The organism is Kiritimatiellaceae bacterium (assembly GCA_013141415.1).
Taxonomy (GTDB): domain Bacteria; phylum Verrucomicrobiota; class Kiritimatiellia; order Kiritimatiellales; family Tichowtungiaceae; genus Tichowtungia.
Genome location: JABFQY010000001.1, coordinates 383,224 through 401,751 on the forward strand (window position 1 = coordinate 383,224; position 18,528 = coordinate 401,751).

The 18,528-nt window shown below is 55.3% G+C and carries 17 protein-coding genes; 7 read left to right on the forward strand and 10 right to left on the reverse strand.

The window, feature by feature from the left end; all coding sequences use genetic code 11:
- Nucleotides 1-11 precede the first annotated feature (11 nt).
- The 5 genes from HOO88_01885 to HOO88_01905 all read left to right on the forward strand — a co-directional run bounded on the left by HOO88_01885 (nucleotide 12) and on the right by HOO88_01905 (nucleotide 5,266).
- Nucleotides 12-641: a V-type ATP synthase subunit D gene (locus tag HOO88_01885; GenBank protein ID NOU35516.1), complete on the forward strand. Its 630-nt coding sequence runs from the start codon at nucleotides 12-14 to the stop codon at nucleotides 639-641.
- Nucleotides 638-2,404, forward strand: a complete 1,767-nt coding sequence (locus HOO88_01890; GenBank protein ID NOU35517.1) for a hypothetical protein — start codon at nucleotides 638-640, stop codon at nucleotides 2,402-2,404. The genes HOO88_01885 and HOO88_01890 overlap by 4 nt, the downstream gene beginning before the upstream one ends.
- Nucleotides 2,405-2,419: 15 nt before the next feature.
- Complete coding sequence (locus tag HOO88_01895) at nucleotides 2,420-2,869, forward strand: V-type ATP synthase subunit K (GenBank protein NOU35518.1); 450 nt, start codon at nucleotides 2,420-2,422, stop codon at nucleotides 2,867-2,869.
- 106 nt (nucleotides 2,870-2,975) lie between these two features.
- The gene (gene pheS, locus HOO88_01900; GenBank protein NOU35519.1) at nucleotides 2,976-3,962 is read left to right on the forward strand and encodes a phenylalanine--tRNA ligase subunit alpha; all 987 of its coding nucleotides are present in this window, start codon (nucleotides 2,976-2,978) and stop codon (nucleotides 3,960-3,962) included.
- 8 nt (nucleotides 3,963-3,970) lie between these two features.
- The gene (locus tag HOO88_01905; GenBank protein ID NOU35520.1) at nucleotides 3,971-5,266 is read left to right on the forward strand and encodes an ATP-dependent 6-phosphofructokinase; all 1,296 of its coding nucleotides are present in this window, start codon (nucleotides 3,971-3,973) and stop codon (nucleotides 5,264-5,266) included.
- Here HOO88_01905 and HOO88_01910 read toward each other — a convergent pair whose 3' ends face one another.
- Nucleotides 5,267-6,757, reverse strand: a complete 1,491-nt coding sequence (locus HOO88_01910; GenBank protein ID NOU35521.1) for an NAD(P)H-hydrate dehydratase — start codon at nucleotides 6,755-6,757, stop codon at nucleotides 5,267-5,269.
- Between the two features lie 95 nt (nucleotides 6,758-6,852).
- Between HOO88_01910 and HOO88_01915 the strand changes: the two genes are divergently transcribed.
- Nucleotides 6,853-8,361: a sulfatase-like hydrolase/transferase gene (locus tag HOO88_01915; GenBank protein NOU35522.1), complete on the forward strand. Its 1,509-nt coding sequence runs from the start codon at nucleotides 6,853-6,855 to the stop codon at nucleotides 8,359-8,361.
- Here HOO88_01915 and HOO88_01920 read toward each other — a convergent pair.
- From HOO88_01920 to HOO88_01955, 8 genes are all read right to left on the reverse strand, one after another.
- Entirely contained in the window at nucleotides 8,358-9,083 is a 726-nt protein-coding gene (locus HOO88_01920) for a pyridoxine 5'-phosphate synthase (protein NOU35523.1), read from the reverse strand. The genes HOO88_01915 and HOO88_01920 overlap by 4 nt on opposite strands.
- Nucleotides 9,067-10,197 (reverse strand): GGDEF domain-containing protein, encoded by a 1,131-nt coding sequence (locus HOO88_01925; GenBank protein ID NOU35524.1) that lies wholly within the window; start codon nucleotides 10,195-10,197, stop codon nucleotides 9,067-9,069. Before HOO88_01925 ends, HOO88_01920 begins: the two co-directional genes overlap by 17 nt.
- Nucleotides 10,198-10,304: 107 nt before the next feature.
- Entirely contained in the window at nucleotides 10,305-10,820 is a 516-nt protein-coding gene (pal, locus tag HOO88_01930) for a peptidoglycan-associated lipoprotein Pal (protein NOU35525.1), read from the reverse strand.
- 28 nt (nucleotides 10,821-10,848) lie between these two features.
- Nucleotides 10,849-12,051: a biopolymer transporter Tol gene (locus HOO88_01935; protein NOU35526.1), complete on the reverse strand. Its 1,203-nt coding sequence runs from the start codon at nucleotides 12,049-12,051 to the stop codon at nucleotides 10,849-10,851.
- A 66-nt stretch (nucleotides 12,052-12,117) separates the two neighbouring features.
- The gene (locus HOO88_01940; protein NOU35527.1) at nucleotides 12,118-13,062 is read right to left on the reverse strand and encodes a hypothetical protein; all 945 of its coding nucleotides are present in this window, start codon (nucleotides 13,060-13,062) and stop codon (nucleotides 12,118-12,120) included.
- Nucleotides 13,063-13,102: 40 nt separating this feature from the next.
- Nucleotides 13,103-13,828: a cell envelope integrity protein TolA gene (locus tag HOO88_01945; GenBank protein NOU35528.1), complete on the reverse strand. Its 726-nt coding sequence runs from the start codon at nucleotides 13,826-13,828 to the stop codon at nucleotides 13,103-13,105.
- A 132-nt stretch (nucleotides 13,829-13,960) separates the two neighbouring features.
- A complete protein-coding gene (locus HOO88_01950) occupies nucleotides 13,961-14,377 on the reverse strand; it encodes a biopolymer transporter ExbD (GenBank protein NOU35529.1) in 417 nt (138 codons plus the stop codon).
- A gap of 11 nt (nucleotides 14,378-14,388) precedes the next feature.
- Nucleotides 14,389-15,138, reverse strand: coding sequence for a biopolymer transporter ExbB (locus HOO88_01955; protein NOU35530.1), 750 nt, complete (start codon nucleotides 15,136-15,138; stop codon nucleotides 14,389-14,391).
- Nucleotides 15,139-15,256: 118 nt separating this feature from the next.
- Between HOO88_01955 and HOO88_01960 the strand changes: the two genes are divergently transcribed.
- Complete coding sequence (locus HOO88_01960; GenBank protein NOU35531.1) at nucleotides 15,257-16,417, forward strand: family 10 glycosylhydrolase; 1,161 nt, start codon at nucleotides 15,257-15,259, stop codon at nucleotides 16,415-16,417.
- Nucleotides 16,418-16,465: 48 nt separating this feature from the next.
- Here the strand turns inward: HOO88_01960 and HOO88_01965 are convergent, their stop codons facing one another.
- The gene (locus tag HOO88_01965) at nucleotides 16,466-18,487 is read right to left on the reverse strand and encodes a hypothetical protein (protein ID NOU35532.1); all 2,022 of its coding nucleotides are present in this window, start codon (nucleotides 18,485-18,487) and stop codon (nucleotides 16,466-16,468) included.
- Nucleotides 18,488-18,528: the final 41 nt, after the last annotated feature.

The following is an 18,528-nucleotide window of genomic DNA, read 5'->3' on the forward strand; positions in this document are numbered from 1 at the left end:
TGAAAAACAGCATGGCAAAAATCAAGTACACCAAAAACGAGTTGAAGGCGCAGCGGGATTCGCTGACGCGCTTCCGGCGCTATCTGCCGACGCTGCTGCTCAAAAAGCAGCAGTTGCAGCTCGAGATGCGTCTGCTTGAAGGACAGATTGCCGCCAAGCGCGCCGAAGAAGAAAAGACACGCGCCGATCTGTCTGTCTGGGTAAAACTGTTTTCCGAGCCGCCTGCGGTGAGCTCCGCCGAACCGTTCGATTTTTCACCGTACATCAAAGTTGCAGAGATTAAGCGCTCCAGCGGCAATATCGCGGGCGTCACGATTCCGCTGTTTGAAAGGTTGCGCTTTGAAGAGGCTTTGCCGGATTTATTTGAAACGCCTGCCTGGGTGGACGGCGGGATTGATCTGCTCCGTCAGCTCATCCGTTTGCGGATTGAGCGGCAGGTGATTGAAGAGCAGCATCGTCTGCTGTCCGACGAATTACGCACGACGTCGCAGCGCGTGAATCTGTTCGAGAAGGTGAAGATTCCTGAATGCCGTGAAAACATCCGCGTCATCCGTATTTTCATGGGCGACCAGCAAACCGCCGCCGTCGCCCGGGCCAAGATTGCGAAAGGCAAGAGCGTAGAAAAGGTTCGCTCCGCATGATCGTCAAAATGAAAAAACTGACGTTGTTATGCACTTCTGCTTCACAGGAGGGCACACTGAATGCCTTGCGTGATTTGGGTGTACTGCATGTCGAGTCGATCCGTATGCCCGAAGGCGGCGATCTGGAGCAGGCTCGTAACCATCTTGCTTACGTCCGGCGGGCTCTCGAAGTGCTTCCGAAACATCCTCATATCGAACCGTCTGATGAGCCGGTTGATACGGTGATCGAAAACGTCTGGAAGCTAATTCATCAGCGTGTCGAGCTGGAAGAAAAGCTCGAAATGCTGCGGATGGAACAACAGCGCCTGGTGCCGTTCGGTGAGTTCGATCCGGATACTGTTCGCGATCTGGCGCATAAGGGTATTGCCGTGCGGTTTTTTCAGGCGTCGGCTAAAGAAAAAATCAGCATGCCGGACGGATGTGTGCTGAAAGAACTCAGTCGCGATCGCGGCACCATTACTTTTGCTGTAATCAGTCGTGCCGGGGTGGAGCTGAATGTGCAGGGAATGGCTCTTCCGGAGCATTCGCCGACCGTCGTGAGAGAACAGCTCGTAAAAGTTGAGCATGATCTCGGCCGGGTTGACGAGGCGTTTGGATCGTATGCCGGAGACCGCGCGCGGATCGCGGCGGCGGTTCAGCAGTCTGAAGACACGGTCGGTTACCTTGAAGTGAAAGCGGGCATGGGCGAGGAAGGGCCGGTTGTTTATCTGCAAGGATTTTTTCCGTGCGAACAGGAGCCCGCTGTGCGGAAGGCGGCGGAACTGAACGGCTGGGCGGCGATGGTTCGTGCTGTCGGAGAAGGGGATGAGCCGCCGACCCTGTTGCGCAATCCGAAATGGGTCCGTCCGATTAATGCCGTATTTCAAATGATCGGTGTGTCGCCCGGTTATCACGAAGTGGACATCAGCGCTGTATTTCTGATTTTCTTCAGTCTGTTTTTCGCCATGCTGGTCGGCGACGCGGGCTACGGAGTTCTCTTCCTCGTGCTGACTCTGATTGGAAAACAAAAGTTTCGGAAAGCGCCGCAGGACGTATTCAATCTTCTGCTGGTCACCAGTGTCAGTACGATTATTTGGGGCGTACTGACCGGTACGTATTTCGGTCTTGCCAACATTCCCGCTCCGCTCAAACAGCTGCGGCTGGGCTGGCTGACAGGGCCGGAAGCGGACGCGCATATCATGTGGCTGTGCTTCCTGATCGGTGCGGTACATCTGACCATCGCGCATGCCTGGAATGCCATTCGCATTTGCAATACCTGGCAGGTGCTGGCGCAGATCGGCTGGATCGGCTCCACCTGGACGATGTTTTTTGCCGCCCGGACGCTGGTGCTCAACGCTCCGTTCCCGCCGGTGATGCTCTGGGTACTTGCGGTCAGCGTGGTGCTGATTCTGTTTTTCATGACTCCGGTGAACAAAATGAAAAGCGAATGGTTCAACTACGTCATTCTGCCGCTCAACATCGTCAGTAATTTTGTGGACGTAGTTTCCTACGTCCGACTATTTGCCGTTGGCGTGGCCTCATTTGCTCTGGCCAGCGCGTTCAATCAGATGGCGATGGATGTCGGGTTCAACAGTTTTTTAAGCGGACTCGGCGCGTCCATGATTCTTTTCTTTTCCCACTTGCTGAACATTGTGCTGTCGGCGATGGGCATCATGGTTCACGGCATCCGGTTGAATACACTCGAATTTTCAGGGCACATCGGTGTGCAGTGGGCCGGGCGGAAATATAATCCGTTCCGGAAGATTTCTGTAACAGACGCATAAAAAGGAGGAATGAATATGGATGCAGCAATGATGAAGACCGTGGCGCAGGCCGGTGCGGTGGCGACGCTCAGTCTGGCGGCTCTTGGATCTGCTATTGGAGCCTGCGCTGCCGGTTTGGCGGCCGTTGGCGGATGGAAGAAATGCTACGCGCAGAAAAAGGCCGCCCCGTTTATTCTGGTGGTTTTTATCGGCGCGCCGCTTTCACAAACCATTTACGGCATGATCCTGATGAATGCTATCCGGAATGCGCCGTCGTTTGAAAACTGGCTGGCGATGGCAACGGCCGGAATTCTGGGCGGCATCGCGCTGGGCGTATCCGCCTGGCTACAGGGCAAGGCCGGAGCGGCCTGTGCGGATGCGCTGGCGGAAACCAATCAGGGCTTCGGCAACTACCTGATGACCATCGGGATCATTGAAACCGTCGCGCTGTTTGTGCTGGTGTTCTCGCTGGGCACATTGAAGTAGCAACTGCGTTGCGGCTTGCTATATTTTCCAATGTTTGGAAGAAACTCTTCCGAACAGTGGAAGCCGGTTGTGACGGTGAATGGATTTTTCAAGGATTCAAAAACATATGAACCTGCAGGAACTCAATCAGATCAGAGAAACAGCGCTGGCCGAAGCACGCGGCGCGGCGGATGCCGCTGCGCTCGAAGCGGTGCGCATTAAATATCTGGGCCGTAGCGGACTTCTTCCCGACGTGATGGCTCAGCTCAAAGAAGTGCCGAACGAAGAAAAGCCTCTGTTCGGAAAAGGCGCCAACGCGCTCAAGAACGAACTGGCTGAGCTGATCAAAGAACGGCAGGGCGCGCTGACTTCCGGTTCCAAATCCGGCGCGGTGTTTGATCCGACTCTGCCGGGCCTTTGGCCGGAACTCGGCTCGGAACATCCGATCAGTAAAGTAACGTCGCGCATCGTCGAAATCTTTCAGTCGATTGGCTTCACCGTCGCCGACGGGCCGGATATTGAAACCGTCTGGAACAACTTTGACGCGCTCAACACGCCCGCCGATCATCCGTCGCGCGACGAGCAGGACACCTTTTATCTGAACAGCGGTGAACTGCTGCGCTGCCACACCTCGCCGGTGCAGGTGCGCTACATGGAAAGCCATCAGCCGCCGATCCGCATCATTGCGCCCGGCCGTTGCTACCGCCGCGACACGCCGGATGCCACGCACAGCGCCAACTTCCATCAGGTTGAAGGATTGTTTGTTGCGGAAAAAGTTTCGATGGCCGACTTGAAGGGCACGCTGGCTTATTTCGCCAAACAGTTTCTTGGCGATGAAGTGAAAATCCGGTTTCGTCCGCACTTCTTCCCGTTCACCGAACCGAGTTTCGAAGTCGATTTCTTTTTCGAAGTCGGCGGCAAGAGCCGCTGGATCGAAATTCTCGGCGCGGGTATGGTCGATCCCAACGTCTTTCGCAAAGTCGGCTACGATCCGGATAAAGTGACCGGCTTCGCCTTCGGCATGGGCATCGAACGGCTCGCCATGATCATGTACGGCATCAAAGACATCCGCAACCTCTACGAAAACGACGTGCGCTTCCTCGCGCAGTTCTAAGGGGCTATATGAGCAGGATTATTCCCATCGAAACGCTGGGCGAATGCAAAGTTGATTCGCCGTTTCAGGCGCAGCAGCAGGAATTTTTCAATGATGATAACGGAGTGATCTGCCGGGTGCATTCGCTGGATTACGCGCCGGGTTCATCGGTGGACGGTATCGAATACTTTCAGCGGGCGGGCGCCCGCGAAAAGATTTATTTCAAGCCGAAGGAAGTTGTCGTCGGGGTGGTGACTTGCGGCGGACTTTGTCCGGGGCTCAACGACGTCATTCGTGCGGTGACGTTCTGTGCGATTGAAGGCTATGGCGTCAAGAAAGTGCTTGGCTTTCAGTACGGCTACGAAGGGCTGGTTGCCGAATATGCTCATCCGCCGGTCGAGTTGAACACCGATAACACCGACGACATTCACGAAAAAGGCGGCACCATTCTAAAGTCTTCCCGCGGCCCGCAGGACATCAAGGAAATCGTTCGCACTCTGCGGCACTACAACGTGAACATTCTGATCGCCATCGGCGGCGACGGCACGTTGCGCGGTGCCCGCGCCATTCAGGAAGAAATTAAAACGCAGGGACTGAAGATCGCAGTCATTGGTGTGCCCAAGACGATTGATAACGATATCGGCATGATCGAGCGGTCGTTCGGTTATGAAACCGCTGTGCAAGGTGCCTGGGGTGTGGTCAATTGCGCTCACGCCGAGGCCAAGGCGTACCGTCACGGGGTCGGTCTGGTGAAGCTGATGGGCCGCGAGTCCGGCTGGATCGCCGCGTCGACCGCCACCTCCAACAGCAACGTCAATTTCTGTCTGATTCCGGAAGTGCCGTTTGATCTCGACGGGCCGAACGGATTTTTTGAACACCTCCGTCAGCGGTTGGAACGCAAAGATCATGCTGTGGTTGTCGTGGCCGAAGGCGCGGGCCAAAATCTGATTCAGCATGGCGAATCTAAAGACCGATCCGGCAATAAGAAGCTGGCCGATATCGGAGTTTTTCTGCGCGATGAGATGCTACGCTGGTTCGCCGGAAAGAACTGCGAACTCAACGTCAAATATTTTGATCCGAGTTATTTAATCCGCAGTACGCCTGCCAACGCCAACGATGCGGAATACTGTCTTTTTCTCGGCTACAACGCGATGCACGCCGCGATGGCCGGAAAAACCGGCATGGTGGTCGGATTGCATAATCACCGGCTGGTTCACATGCCGATTTCGACGATCGGCGAGCGCAAACTGGTTGATCCTCGCGGATGGAACTGGCAGGCCGTTTTGCAGACAACGCATCAGCCGGCCCGCATGGTGAACGGATAATCAGCGCGACTGGAGAAACCGGAATGCATCGGGCAGGGCGTTGATCATATCGGTGGCGATTAACGATTCCTGTGTCAGGTCGTGCGCCGCGATATCCCCGGCGATTCCGTGCAGATAAACTGCGCTCATTGCCGCATCAAACGGTTCCATTCCCTGACCGAGCAGGCCGGTCAGAAGGCCGGCGAGCACATCGCCGGAGCCGCCGGTCGCCATGCCCGGATTTCCAGTCATGTTGATCGCCAGCTTGTGTTCCGGTTCTGCCACCACGGTTCCGGCGCCTTTCAGAACAATCGTCTTGCCGGTTAACTCCGCGGCTTCCCGCGCCTGTTTCCAACGGTCGGAAACCGGAACGCCAAAAAGCCGTTCGAACTCGCCGGGGTGGGGCGTAAGAATTACCGGACATTTTGCTGCGCCGATTTTTTTCGGTGCCACGCAGAGTGCATCGGCATCGAGAATCAGCGGAACGTTGCATGTTTTAAGCAGTGTCTCGACCAGCGCGGCGGTTTCTTTGGAGCGGCCAAGGCCGGGGCCGATCAGCAGGGCGTCAAATTTTGACAGGTCAAAGGGAATGGTTTTGTCGAAAGGATGAACCATCACTTCCGGCCCGGCGGCCTGTGCGACGATGGGATACACTTCTTCCGGTGTCAGCACGCTGACGAGTCCGGCGCCGGAACGGAGCGCGGCGCGCGCGGCCATCGCGATGGCACCGGTAAACCCTTTGGAGCCGCCGATGAGCAGAACGTGGCCGTAACTTCCTTTATGGCTGTCGCGTTCGCGGCGCGGAATGAAAATATCGGAGCGATTAATCAGTGCGGCTTCTTCGCAGCCGGCGATATCCTCTATAAATTCAAGCGGAATGCCGATGTCGAGGACTTCGACGGTTCCGGTGTACGGAAGCGCTTCGGGACGGATGAGTCCGGTTTTCGGCAGGCCGATGGTGACGGTCAGGTCGGCTTTCACGGCGGAGCCTTCGGCAATGCCGGTGTCGGCGTCGATACCGGATGGAATATCGATGGCGAGCACAAAGGCGTGTTGTCCTTCAGCATTGATCCATTCGATGAGCGGGCCCATGAAGCCGCGCGGCGCACCGTTGGAGCCGGTTCCGAGCAGTCCGTCAACGATGAGATGGGGCCACGTTTTCGGAAAGAGATCGTTCGGGCTGCGAATTTCTTTTGGGATGATTCCGGCGCGCACCATTTTTTTCAGGTGCAGTTGGGCGTCGCCTTTAATCTGACTTTGCGAACCGCAGAGCCAGACCTCGATATCGAGATCAGTTTGTGAAAGGTCGGTGGCGGCGGCGAAGACATCACCGCCGTTGTTGCCGGTTCCGGCGATCAGCAGAACGGAATGTCCGCTGCGGCTGGCGAGAATATCCTGCGCAATATCGGCGACGCCCTGTCCGGCGCGGCGCATGAGTTCTTCGCCGGTCACGCCGTTTGCGATCGTCTGACGTTCGAGTTCGCGCATTTCCATGGTTGACACGGTCTTCATGGGGATGAAAATGAACCGATTTTTTACATGAATCAATCCTAATGGAATGAGAGAGTGAAAACAGCCGATCGCGGATTTAACGGAAACGGGAGCTTATGAAAAAACGGAAAATCGTACTGATCATGACGGATACACAGCGGGCCGATATGGTGAGCTGTTATGGGAATCCGGCGATGCGGACTCCATGTCTTGACCGGCTGGCTGCGGGCGGAGCCCGGTTTGAGAAGGCGTATACCTGTCAGCCAGTCTGCGGGCCGGCGCGTATCGCGCTGTTTACCGGAACCTGGCCGCACCTCAATAACGGCTGGGCGAACAGTCTGGTGCCGGATTTTAAAACTCGGACGATCGGTCAGCGAGCCTCCGCATTGGGTCTTCACGCGGCCTACATCGGGAAATATCATTTGGACGGCGGCGATTATTTTGGCTACGGCGACTGTCCGGATGGGTGGGATCCGGATTACTGGTACGAGATGAAGAATTATCTCGACGAACTCACACCTGAAGAACGCGTGGCTTCGCGCCGGCAGAACCTGATGAACGAACTGAAAGGCGGCATCGCCAAGGAATTCACCTACGGATACCGCGTGTCTAACCGCGCCGTTGATTTTCTGAATAAGCACGGCGACGAGGATTTTCTGCTGGTCGTTTCGTACGATGAACCGCATGGCCCGTATCTATGCCCTGATTCATGGCGGGAAATGCACAAAGACACTGCGATTCCGCGGAATCAGAATCTTGCCGATCCGCTGACGAATAAGCCGGAACATCATCGGGTGTGGGCGGGTAAAGCGGTTCACGAAGAGCTAACAGATCAGTGCGGCTACCGGCCCGCGGATTATTTTGCCTGCAACTCGTTTGTCGATGATCAGATCGGACGGGTGATTGACGCAATTGATCAATATGCTCCGGATGCGCTGGTTATGTACACCGCCGACCACGGTGATATGCTGGCAAGCCACCGGATCTGGAATAAAGGGCCGGTGATGTACGACGAGATTACAAACATTCCGTTCATCGTGCGCTGGCCGAATGTGATTCCGCCGCAGTCTGTTTCGCAGAATCTGGTGTCGCACATTGATGTAGTGAATACCATTCTGGAAGCGGCAGGCGCGGAAGAAATACCGAAAACCCTTCAAGGCAAGAGCATGGTTCCGATGTTTACGGATCTTTCGAAGCCGACCCATAAAGAAATTTTCATGGAGTTCGGGCGTTACGAGGTCGATCACGACGGGTTCGGCGGATTCCAGCCGGTTCGCTGCGTGCGCGACGACCGTTATAAACTGGTGATCAATCTGCTCTGCACAGACGAACTGTATGATATGCAGAACGACCCGGACGAAATGGTTAACCTGATTGAAAGTCCGGAGCACATGAAACTCCGCGACGCACTTCACGATAAGCTCCTCGACTGGATGAATACATCGCGCGATCCCTTTCGCGGATATTACTGGTTGCGGCGTCCGTGGCGGCAGGATGCTCCGGCGGCGACATGGGCGTTCACCGGATATACCCGTCAGCGCGAGCCGGATATCGGCGAACCGCGGCAGATGGATTACGACACGGGTCTGCCGATGACGCAGGCGACACGTAACAAGAACAGTTAACCCGTTCCGCGCTCTGACATCGCGGCGAGCATTTCGCGAACCGCGTTTTCCAGCCCGCAGAAAACGGCTCTGGCAATAATGCTGTGGCCGATGTTGAGCGTGTCCAAATGCGGAATTTTAAGGATGTCCGCGATATTGGCGAGGTTGATGCCGTGACCGGCATTGACCTGCAGGCCCAGTGAATGAGCGCAGTTCGCTCCTGAAATCAGTTTTTGCAAAAGCTGTTCCGCCTTTTCCGGAGCGGTTGCATCACAAAAAGAACCGGTGTGCAGTTCGACAACGCGTGCGCCGGTTTTTGCGCAGGCCTCAAGCGTTTTACAGTCCGGTTCGACGAACAGGCTGACGATTGAGCCGTTGTCCTGAAGCTGGCAAACGGTTTTTTCCAACGCCTTAAAATTTCCGATTACATCGAGACCGCCCTCCGTGGTGAGTTCCCGACGTTTTTCGGGAACGAGGCAGACTTCGGCAGGTTTTACCTCAAGCGCGATCCGGATGATCTCTTCGGCATTAGCCATTTCAAGATTGATAGGCAGCGGGCAGGCTTTGCTGAGGCGGTAAACGTCGGTGTCCTGAATATGACGGCGGTCTTCACGGAGGTGAATGGTGATGCTGACGGCCCCGGCTTTTGCGCAGATTCTCGCGGCGTCAAGCGTGTCCGGATAGATCGTTCCGCGCGCTTGGCGCAAGGTTGCGACATGGTCAATGTTAACGCCGAGGTTCATCTAAGGCCTTTTTTCCGTGTTGCGCCGAATCATACACCAGACAGGCGGTGGTATTCCATCCGCGAACGACTTCAAGTGCACGATAAGCACAGCGGAAAAGATCTCGCAGGTTGCGTCCGTGTTCGGGATGCGCTGTGATTCCGATGCTGACGGCGGTTTTAATTCGTTTAACTCCGGAAACAAAAACTTCTTTTTGAACCGCTTCGCGCAAACGGGTTGCGATCGTTTCACCCTGCTGCAGGGTGCAGGGAGCGAGTACAAGAAAGTCGTCGCGATGATAGCGGCCGATCAGGTCGCAATCACGGGTGAGGCGTTGAAGTATCCGGCCGACCCCGGCGATCACGTCGTCGGCGGCCAGTTCGCCGTGCATTTTAATGATTTGGTCAATGCGGCTGATACCGACACAGAGCAAAACAGCCGGTTTTTTGCTGCGGCGGATCTCGTCGAGATATTTGCGCATGTACGAACCGACAACCGTTGGTTTGAGCACCCCGGTGAGAGGATCAAGCGCGGCATTTTTATCCTGACGGCTGAGTTCGCCGATGGATTCAGATTCGTTTTTAGATTCTTCTGCGGTTGCCGGTGCCGATGCGATGCAAAGGGTCTGTGGATTATCATAGCCGACCGTCTCAAGCGCATTGGTGGCGGCATCAATTAATGTCTGAGTATTGAGTCCATGCAGGGGAAAGCTGCTGACGCCGGCCCGGACAGCACTGACTCCGGAGAGCGTTGCCATTTTTTTCCCAAGGCGGTCTGCCATGCGCCGTGCCGCCATCGGCACATGCTCTTCCTCGGTATCAATAATGGCGGCCACACAGTCGTTTCGGAACAGGCAGACCTTGTCGCTTGCCTTCCGGACGGTGTCTTTAAGTGCGCCAAGCAGTTCTTCCTGCACTTTCCGGTTGTCGTCTGTCTCGGCGATGAACTGCAGGATGAATACGCCGAATCCGGAAGATGTGCGGTTGATTTTGCTAAGGTAGCGAGTGACCTGAATAAAAAAGAAATCGTTACAATCGTCGACAGTAACGAGCTCGTTTTCACTGAGCTGAATCATTTTATGAAAGCGGTAGGTACTGCTGACCATGGTGATGATTGCAAATGCAACTCCAACCACAAGCAACAGCTGCCCGGCTTGCGCCAAGGGCAGCTGTGCGATCAGTGAGATCTGTAGGATAGAACCCGGCATGTAGGAGTCGCTTCGGGGAAAGCGCGAAGCTCGGCCTAGTAATAGAGCACGAATTCACCGCGCCGGTTTGCAGCCCAGGCTTCTTCGTCGTGTCCGGTGCCAGCCGGTTTTTCTTCGCCGTAGCTCTTGGTTTGAATCCGTTCGGCTTCGATGCCGAGACCGGCCAGATAGTCGCGGACAGCCTGTGCACGGCGTTCGCCGAGCGTGAGGTTGTATTCGTTACTGCCGCGTTCGTCGCAGTTTCCTTCGATAATCACGGCAACAGAATTGTTCTTCTTGAGATGCTGTGCAACGGTTTCAATCTTCGAACGTTCGGTGGAAGCTACTTGCGAGCTGTCGTAGTCAAAATAGACCGGAGCAAACATGCCGGGATGTTCGGTTCCGCCCGTAAAGCGGTTGCCCATGGCCAGTCCGCCGCCCATACCGTCGCCGTAAAGACCGTCGGAACCGGAAACTCCTGCCGGGTTCTTTTTCAGGCTCTTGCAACCGGTGAGAGATGAGACAGCCATCAACAAACATAGACCAACAACAAAGGAAGCACTTTTCTTCATGACAACGAACCTCGCGTTTAACTTTTTCCTACTGCGGCGAACAAGCGGGCGAATACCAGCTTCCGCTACCTTGGAGTAAAGCTACCGGACGGTCGCTGACTGTGTCAAGGAGGTAGAGGGCTGATTGGTATTTAACCGTGCGGGCGGCGACGATATGACGTCCATCCGGAGCCCAGGAAGGGTCTTCGTAGTCGGCCCCGTCAAGCGGCAGGTAGAACATTTGTCCATTGGACGGCTGGATGATGGCAATTACATATTGCCCTCCCGTCCGGCTGGCGCAGGCAATCATGCCGTTCGGCCCCCAGTCGGGCGCGACATTTTCCGTTCCGCGGTTGCTGATGCGTTTTGGAGTGCCGCCTTCGCGGGAGATGATGTAGAGCTGAGGCCTGCCGGTGCCGTTCTGGTCGGAGGCATACACGATTTGGCGGCCGTCTGGCGACCAGTCCGGGCTGGCCTCGGCGGCGCGGGGTGAATTGGTTAGACGGGTCAGTTTCCCGCTACGGATATTTTTGATGTATAGTTCCGGGTTGCCGTCTTTGGACAGAATCAGTGCGACATCTTTGCCGTCTGGTGAAACGGCTGCGCCGGTATTCAGTCCGCCGTAACTCGCCAGCGTTTCGCGCCGCGGGTTACGGCCAAGATCAAAAATTCGGCAGACGTCGGGGAAGTCGCGCATGTACGAGGTGTAAACGATACTGTTTCCGTCCGGTCCCCAGTTCGGGCCGATCGCAATACGTCCCTCGCCGGTGAGCGGGCGCACATTGCCGCCGTCGCCGTCACAAAGGTAAAGCTCTTTTTTGCCGGTGCGGTTGCCGACCAGTACAATTTTCATCGAGGCAAACCCTTTACGTCCTGTGACAGCCATTACAATGTCGTCCGCCATTTTATGGGCGATTTCGCGCGGTTGTCCGCCGTAGCTTTTGGAAAGCAGTGTGGTCTGATCGCCAAGCCGTACGACCTGACACCCCGCTTTCAGTGCGTTGCCGGAGGGGGAAGCGGTTCCGTTCACGAGGACTTCACCGCCAGCGCGTACCGGATCGAGCCAGCCGGAAAGACGCAGGTCTTTTTCCAGAGTCTGGAGAAAGGTCTGTGAAGCGGAATCGCCTGCTGTGCGCAGGCCGGAGAGATTAATGGTAATTTTGCGATCAGCGGATTTTACCACTCTCACTTGAGCGTGAGCTGACAGCGCGGGAATAATCAGGCAGAGACAGAGAGATAAAAACCTTTTCATAGCTCTCATCATTAGCGCAACAAGGTGGCCGATGAAAGTGGAATTTTCCGGAACGTTGTCTGGCGTCTATTTGCGCACGCGAATCTGGTAAAATCCGGAGGCATTTTGAGTGCGTCCGGCATCGGTATCTTCAAACTCGCTGGCAGAGACTGCCGGGTAAATACAGGAGAACCCCGCGAGGAGATTAGAACTCCAGTAGATGTCATACAGCCGTCCGGGCTTGCGGGTCCAATTGAACTTTTGTCCGGTTGTTTTATTCAGGGCGAGTCGGTCTGCCGGGTCATCCGGGTTCAGTCCCGCGATATACATTTGGATGCAGGTCGTGCCGTTTGACATAACGGAATTGGCTATAGCATTGGTGATACCGCCGAAATAATACTGTTCCCACCAGTCCGGCAGGCCGTCGTTATCGGTATCATCGGCATCCTCTGCGGTCAGTTCATCAAAGTAGGCCGGTGCGGCGCTGTAGTTGGCGATCAGAACAGACTCCAGCTGGTTGTTTGCAGAGTACAACGTCAGGTTGGTTGCCGCATTGACACCGTTGACTCCCAAAGCCCACGTCATGGTGTTGTAATCACAGCGGACGTCGAAGCGGATCCATATGTTGGTGGATATTTTAGTGTCCAGCACCACGGGGGCTGTTCCGTTGTACACCACTAGATTCAGATTGGTATTTATGAAAAAGGCCGCGCTGGTATTGGTGTTTGTTACAGCGGGGTCTATGTCGGGTTTGGCGGTGATGCGCGCCTGAAAGCTGAGCTGTAATGAATTGTCGCTACTGGAAAGAGCGTGTGTAACCGTTCCGGATCTTATTTCAAGAGCCTGAGTGCCGGACTGAACAATACTAGACTGAACGGTGGCCGTTCCCCCCTCGACCGCCCAGCCGTTTTGTCCGTGAACTGTGCCGTTTGTGACGCCGCCTGAAATCTCAAATGTCTCTGAAAGCGGAAGTTGTGACGCTACTGCTGATATAGACAGTCCCGCGACTGCACATAAGAATCCGTTTCTCATGCCGACAGGGTCTCAAACGGAGGTGAAATTGCGACACAATTTAGTCTGAGAGTTCAAATACAACCTCAATAGTGCGGTCGAAATCCGGATCGGAAGGCGGCGGAGGCAGCTGCGTAGTGGCGTTAAGGGCGCTTTGTACCGATTGGTCGAATTGCGAATTACCGGAACGTTGGGTGATGGATTTCAAAGAGACGGTTCCATTGCGCTCGACCCGGATCGTTGCGGTCGCCGTAGTGCCTCTTGGAGCGTTGGGCTGCGGCCAGACGGAGTACATGCGCTGTTTAATGTCGTCATAGTAGCCGGCGAACGGACTGTACATCCCGCCGCCGGAACCCGAACCGGATCCGGTGCTTGATCCTCCGCGGCCTGTTCCTAAGCCGGCAGTTTCGCGGTTTAGTGCTTCCCCAGCTGCCCTGAGTCGGTCGAGATTGTTTTGTGCGCTTGTTTGTGCGCTTGTTTTTGTTTTGGAAGCGGTCATCACTTTGCCGCTTTTACGTACTTCGGCCAGCCTGTCTTCTAACGTTTTTGCTTTTGGCGGTGCGTTGGTGACCGCCGGTTTTTTACTTTCCGCTTTTTTGAGCGGTGCGTTGGTTTCGATTTTCGCTGGCGGCGTATTGGTGATGACCGGCTTTTGAGTCAGCTTCTTTTCCTGCTTCGGTTCCGGTTTTGATTTAATTTCCGGTTTTGGTTCGGGAGCCGCCGCAGATTCAGGTTCAGGTGCAGGCGCGGGTGGCGGGGCGCCGGAAGTATCAACCTCCGTAACCATTGGACTTGGTTTATGGAAGCATCCGCGGAAAAGCGGTAGAAAAATGGTCAGAAGGATTACAATTCCATGCGCGATGGAAACCCGTCCGAATATTTTTTTTGCTAGGGGATTTTTCACGTTTTTATACGGCGTTTATTCGGCCTGTGTAACGAGTTTCATGGTCTTGATCCCGGCAGCATTCAGAATTCGCATAACTTCCACAACCTGACCGTAATCAAGCTTCTCATCGGCGCGCACATAAACTGCGACTTTCGGATTGGCTGCGCCGATTGTTTTCATTTTTTCTTCCAGCCGCTGCACGGACATCGCCGCGCCATCCAGCGTTAATCCATTTTTGATGGATAGTTCAATCGTGTGGTGTTTTTGTGTTAAATCCATTGCCTCAGCCTTTCCCTTCGGCAGGTTGACAGGAAGACTCTGTTCGATGATGGGCATGGTGATGATGAAGGCGAACAGCAGAATAACGATGATATCCATCAGAGAAGTGATGTTGATCTCGTTGTTTTCCCGGAGCGCGATCAGACTGGTTTTTCTTCTTCTCCTTCTCACACGCGGCTCCTTTAGTTCGAATAATCCAGCATGAATTCCTGCTGAATGCGTCCCGTGAATTCCTGTGAAAAATTATCCATTTGCACCGAGAGATAGCGGATGCGGGTCGCCAGCAGGCCATAGCCGATTGAGGCGGGCAGGGCCACCAACAGCCCGGCGACGGTAGTCAACAGTGCGCCGGAGATGCCGGGCGCCACGGCGGAAAGCGTGGCAGAGCCGGCCGTCGCCATCCCACTGAACGTTCCCATCACGCCCCAGACGGTTCCCAATAATCCGAGAAACGGGCCGACGCTGACAGCGGTCGCCAGCAGACCCATGAGGCTTTCCAGTTCCAGCGCCTTGTCTGCCAGCGCGCAATCCGTCGCGTCGCGGATGACATCCATCTGGTGCGTATCAAGCCGACGCTGTCCTTGCGGATAGACGTGCCCCAGCAGGATTTCGTCGCGGTTTCCGCCGATTAAAATGAGTTGCTCAATCAGCGTTTTGCATCCGGCCTCATAAATCGAGTCGAGCGGGGTTTCGGGCATGCGCTGCTTTTTCACAAACAGATTGGTTGCACGGGCCTGTTCCCGGAAAACTTTCAAGAAACGATTACTGGCCAGCCGGGCTGCACGCAACTGGGTGAACTTGGTCAGCATGACGGTCCATGCGCCTACCGAAATGAGAACCAGTAGAATCACAATCACTTTGCCGTTCAATTCACTTTGACTGAACGCCAGACCGATATTGGCCAGCATCAAGGGGGACAGCAGTCCATTCATAATTTATTATCTCCATTCTTTTCCGGTCGTTGGGGAAAAGTTGCCGTATTCTCCAAGGTTTGGAAAAACAGTACAGTTTTTTTTCCAAACATCGTAAAAATCAACTATGCTCCGCCGCATGAAAAAAATCCCGACCGCGCTCCTGACGCTTTTTCCTCTGCTGATTTCCCTGCTTCTGACCGGAGCTGCACCGGCGCATCTGCCGGAAGTCCGCGCGATCTGGGTGACGCGGTTTGACTATAAAAAACCTGCCGATGTGGAGGCGATCGTCGCCAATTGCGCCCGCGCCGGATTCACCGATATCTTTTTCCAGATTCGCGGCAACGGCACGGTTTGCTATCCAAGCCGGACGGAACCGTGGGCTTTTGAGCTTACCGGCGAAAACGCCGCAACGACCGGACGGAATCCCGGCTGGGATCCGTTAAAAATCGCGGCGGACGGTGCGAAGAAAAACGGAATCCGTCTGCACGCCTACATGAATGTGCTGCCCGGCTGGCGGGGCACGCAGGAGCCGCCGCGCTCGGCGGGTCAGAACTGGACGGCGCATCCGGAGTGGTTCATGGTCGATTCACTCGGCCAGCGGATGCGCCCGACCAGCGGCTGGTATTCCTTTCTGAATCCGGCGCTACCGGAAGTCCGCCAGCATCTGACGCAACTGGCCGCCGAACTGGCACGCTACGACATTGCCGGACTGCATCTCGATTACATCCGGTTCCCTTACGACTACAAAGACGTGGCGCCGCAGCTTTATCCGCGGGCTTCGGCGGCGGAAATCGCCAAGCGGTCAGATTTTTCCTATGACCGGTACTCCACGGAACAGGCGCGGCAGCGTTTCGGCGGAAATTGGGGCGCATTCCGCCGTGATGCCGTGTCGCAGGTTGTCGCCGCCTTGAATAAAACCTTTAAGGCGCAGCGCGGCCCGCAATGCATCGTTTCGTCCAGTGTACTGGCCGACTTCGATAAAGGGTACGGCTCCGCGTTTCAGGACAGCCGGCGCTGGGCCAAAGACCAGATGGTGGACTGGCTGGTGCCGATGAATTACAACGCGCCGCTTTTCGATGAACGGCTCAGCAAAATCCGTAAGTCGCTGGGTCGCGGCGCGACTGCCGAGAAACTGGTGGTGGGCATCGATTGCAAAGCCAGTCCGACCGAAATCCGCCGTCAGATTGCCGCCGTGCGCAAAGCCGGGTGCCGAGGCTACGCACTGTTTGCTTATTCCTACCTGTTTGAAAACCATCGTCCAACGGCGAAGGCGCAGTCGCTGACAGTCCGGCAATAAAAAAACCGCCTCCGAAAGAGGCGGTTTTGACTGTTCTGAACCGGATTGCTATTTCAGTTGCGTCGGCATCTCGGGGGCCGTACCGGGATTTTGCACCGGTTTCTCGGCTGATTTCGTCGAGGCTCTCTTTTGTTCCTTAACGGCCTGCTGTTCAACCGTTGCCTTTTCCGCCTTGTAGAACTTGTTGAGCTGGTCGGCGGCATTGCGGGCTTTGTTATCATCACCTTTCAGCTGATAGGCCTGGAAAAGACCGATCCAGACGCGGCCGTTGCGAGGTGTGATATCGGCGGCCTTTTCCATGTAGGCCAGACCTTTGGAGAGCTGTTTCTGGAGGATCAGGCTTTGTCCAAGGCCAAGCCATGCGCCAGCCATTTTAGGGCTGTTTTGAGTGAGGGCTTCGTAAAAACTTTGCGCTTCCTGAGGCCGGTTGAGCGCCAGATAGATTCCTCCGGCGCCGATCAGCCGGGCCGGGTTGCCTGCTTTAACAAAGCCCTTGCTCTGTTCCAGATAGTCAGTGCGGGATTTTTCGAGAATCGCAACGCCTTGGCTCTGAATGGATGCATCTTTGATGAGCGTTTCATATTCCGGCAGGTTGCGAACCAGGATAACCGTCGCTCCGTCAAAATAGACCAGCTTCCAGACTCCGGAAGAAATCAACCGGTTGGCCAATGCTCCGGCGTCCGGCCAGCATCCGTTAAGAACGACGGCGTGCGGGTTCCAGTCCGACAGGATGGTTTTCCACGCGCCCGGCTGTCCGCGCAGAGCGGCATCGAGTGTCTTGTAGAATTCTTCTCCGTAGAACGATGTGCGGGTGTCGCAGAAAATTTTCCGGCCCGGAGCCTTCAAAGCGATGTACCCGCCGTCGTGCGCGATATTCAGAATGTTTTTCGGGAAATCGGCGCGCGATAGAATACCGGCTGCCGCTACGGGGAATGCGCCGTCTTCGATGCCCAGCCCGAACCGCGAAGCACTGCCGATGTGGGTGTAGGTCCGGTTTGTGACCAGCGATCCGGTGGAGATGACGATTAAGATCAGCGTGATGACGGTCAGCACATCGTGAAGCATCGTATCGCTGGTTTTGAACACCATGGTCAAGGTGCGGGAGAGATATTCGCTGACGGCATTAAAGCTCAATATGATGAAAGGGAACGCGAGAAAGGCGAACAGATGCGTCATGTCGGGAGAGATCACGGAGAGTATTGCGCCTGTCAGCGCCAGCAGAGTGATCATGGTGGGAAGTCGTTTCTGCAGCGTAATCAGTCCGCCGGCACCCAGCAACAGCGCAAAGCGGGTCAGATTGTTAAAGAAGTCCTGCGAGAAAAACTGGCCGAAGAGAGATACCCACTCGATATTTTCTTTTCCCGTCAGCACCAGCCAGTTGGAGAAAATATGGCGGTGCAGATTGATCAGGTTCGGGTTGATCAGAGTAACCAGTAATGCGGCAACGGAAAGGCCGAAGAGCTTGGTCGTCAGCGGCGTGACCATCGCGGTGCGCGAAGCGTTGCGGGTTTTCTGCCAGTTTTCGAAAGCGAAAAAGAGGATCAGCGCAGGGCCAAACAGAAAAGAGGGGTGAATGTTGGTCCAGAGGATTTGCAGCACCATGAGAAGAACGGCCAGCAGGTTGAAGTTCTTAACGCGATAGAGCAGGGTTAAAAACAGCGCGGAGAAAAGCATAAAGAATATGCCCGGGCCGGGGTTGAATACCGGAACCAGCAGGCGTGCGCAAAGAAGCAGCGCCAGCCCTTGGCTTACCGGGCCGCCCCATTCTTTGCTGAAGCGGAGCATCATGATGAAAGCCGCCAGCAGGGCCAGAACATGAACCAGTGTGACGAGTCCGGCTCCGCCCAGATTCCAGAAGAAGGAAACCATGCTGTTGTAGAGCGGGTTCATATCGATCCACGGCTGACTGCTCATGGTGTACGAAAGAGGATCTGCCGAAACTCCGCCCGCCTGACCCAGCGCGATATGCGTGAAGATATCCGGACTGCTGATGGTGCGTACGCCGGTGAGGGCGAGAAGGAGGAATCCGAGAACAACCAGAACGAGACCGAGCGATTTCTTGTTACTCATAAAGTAAAAACTCCCTGTTTGAAACAACGGGGCGAATGTTA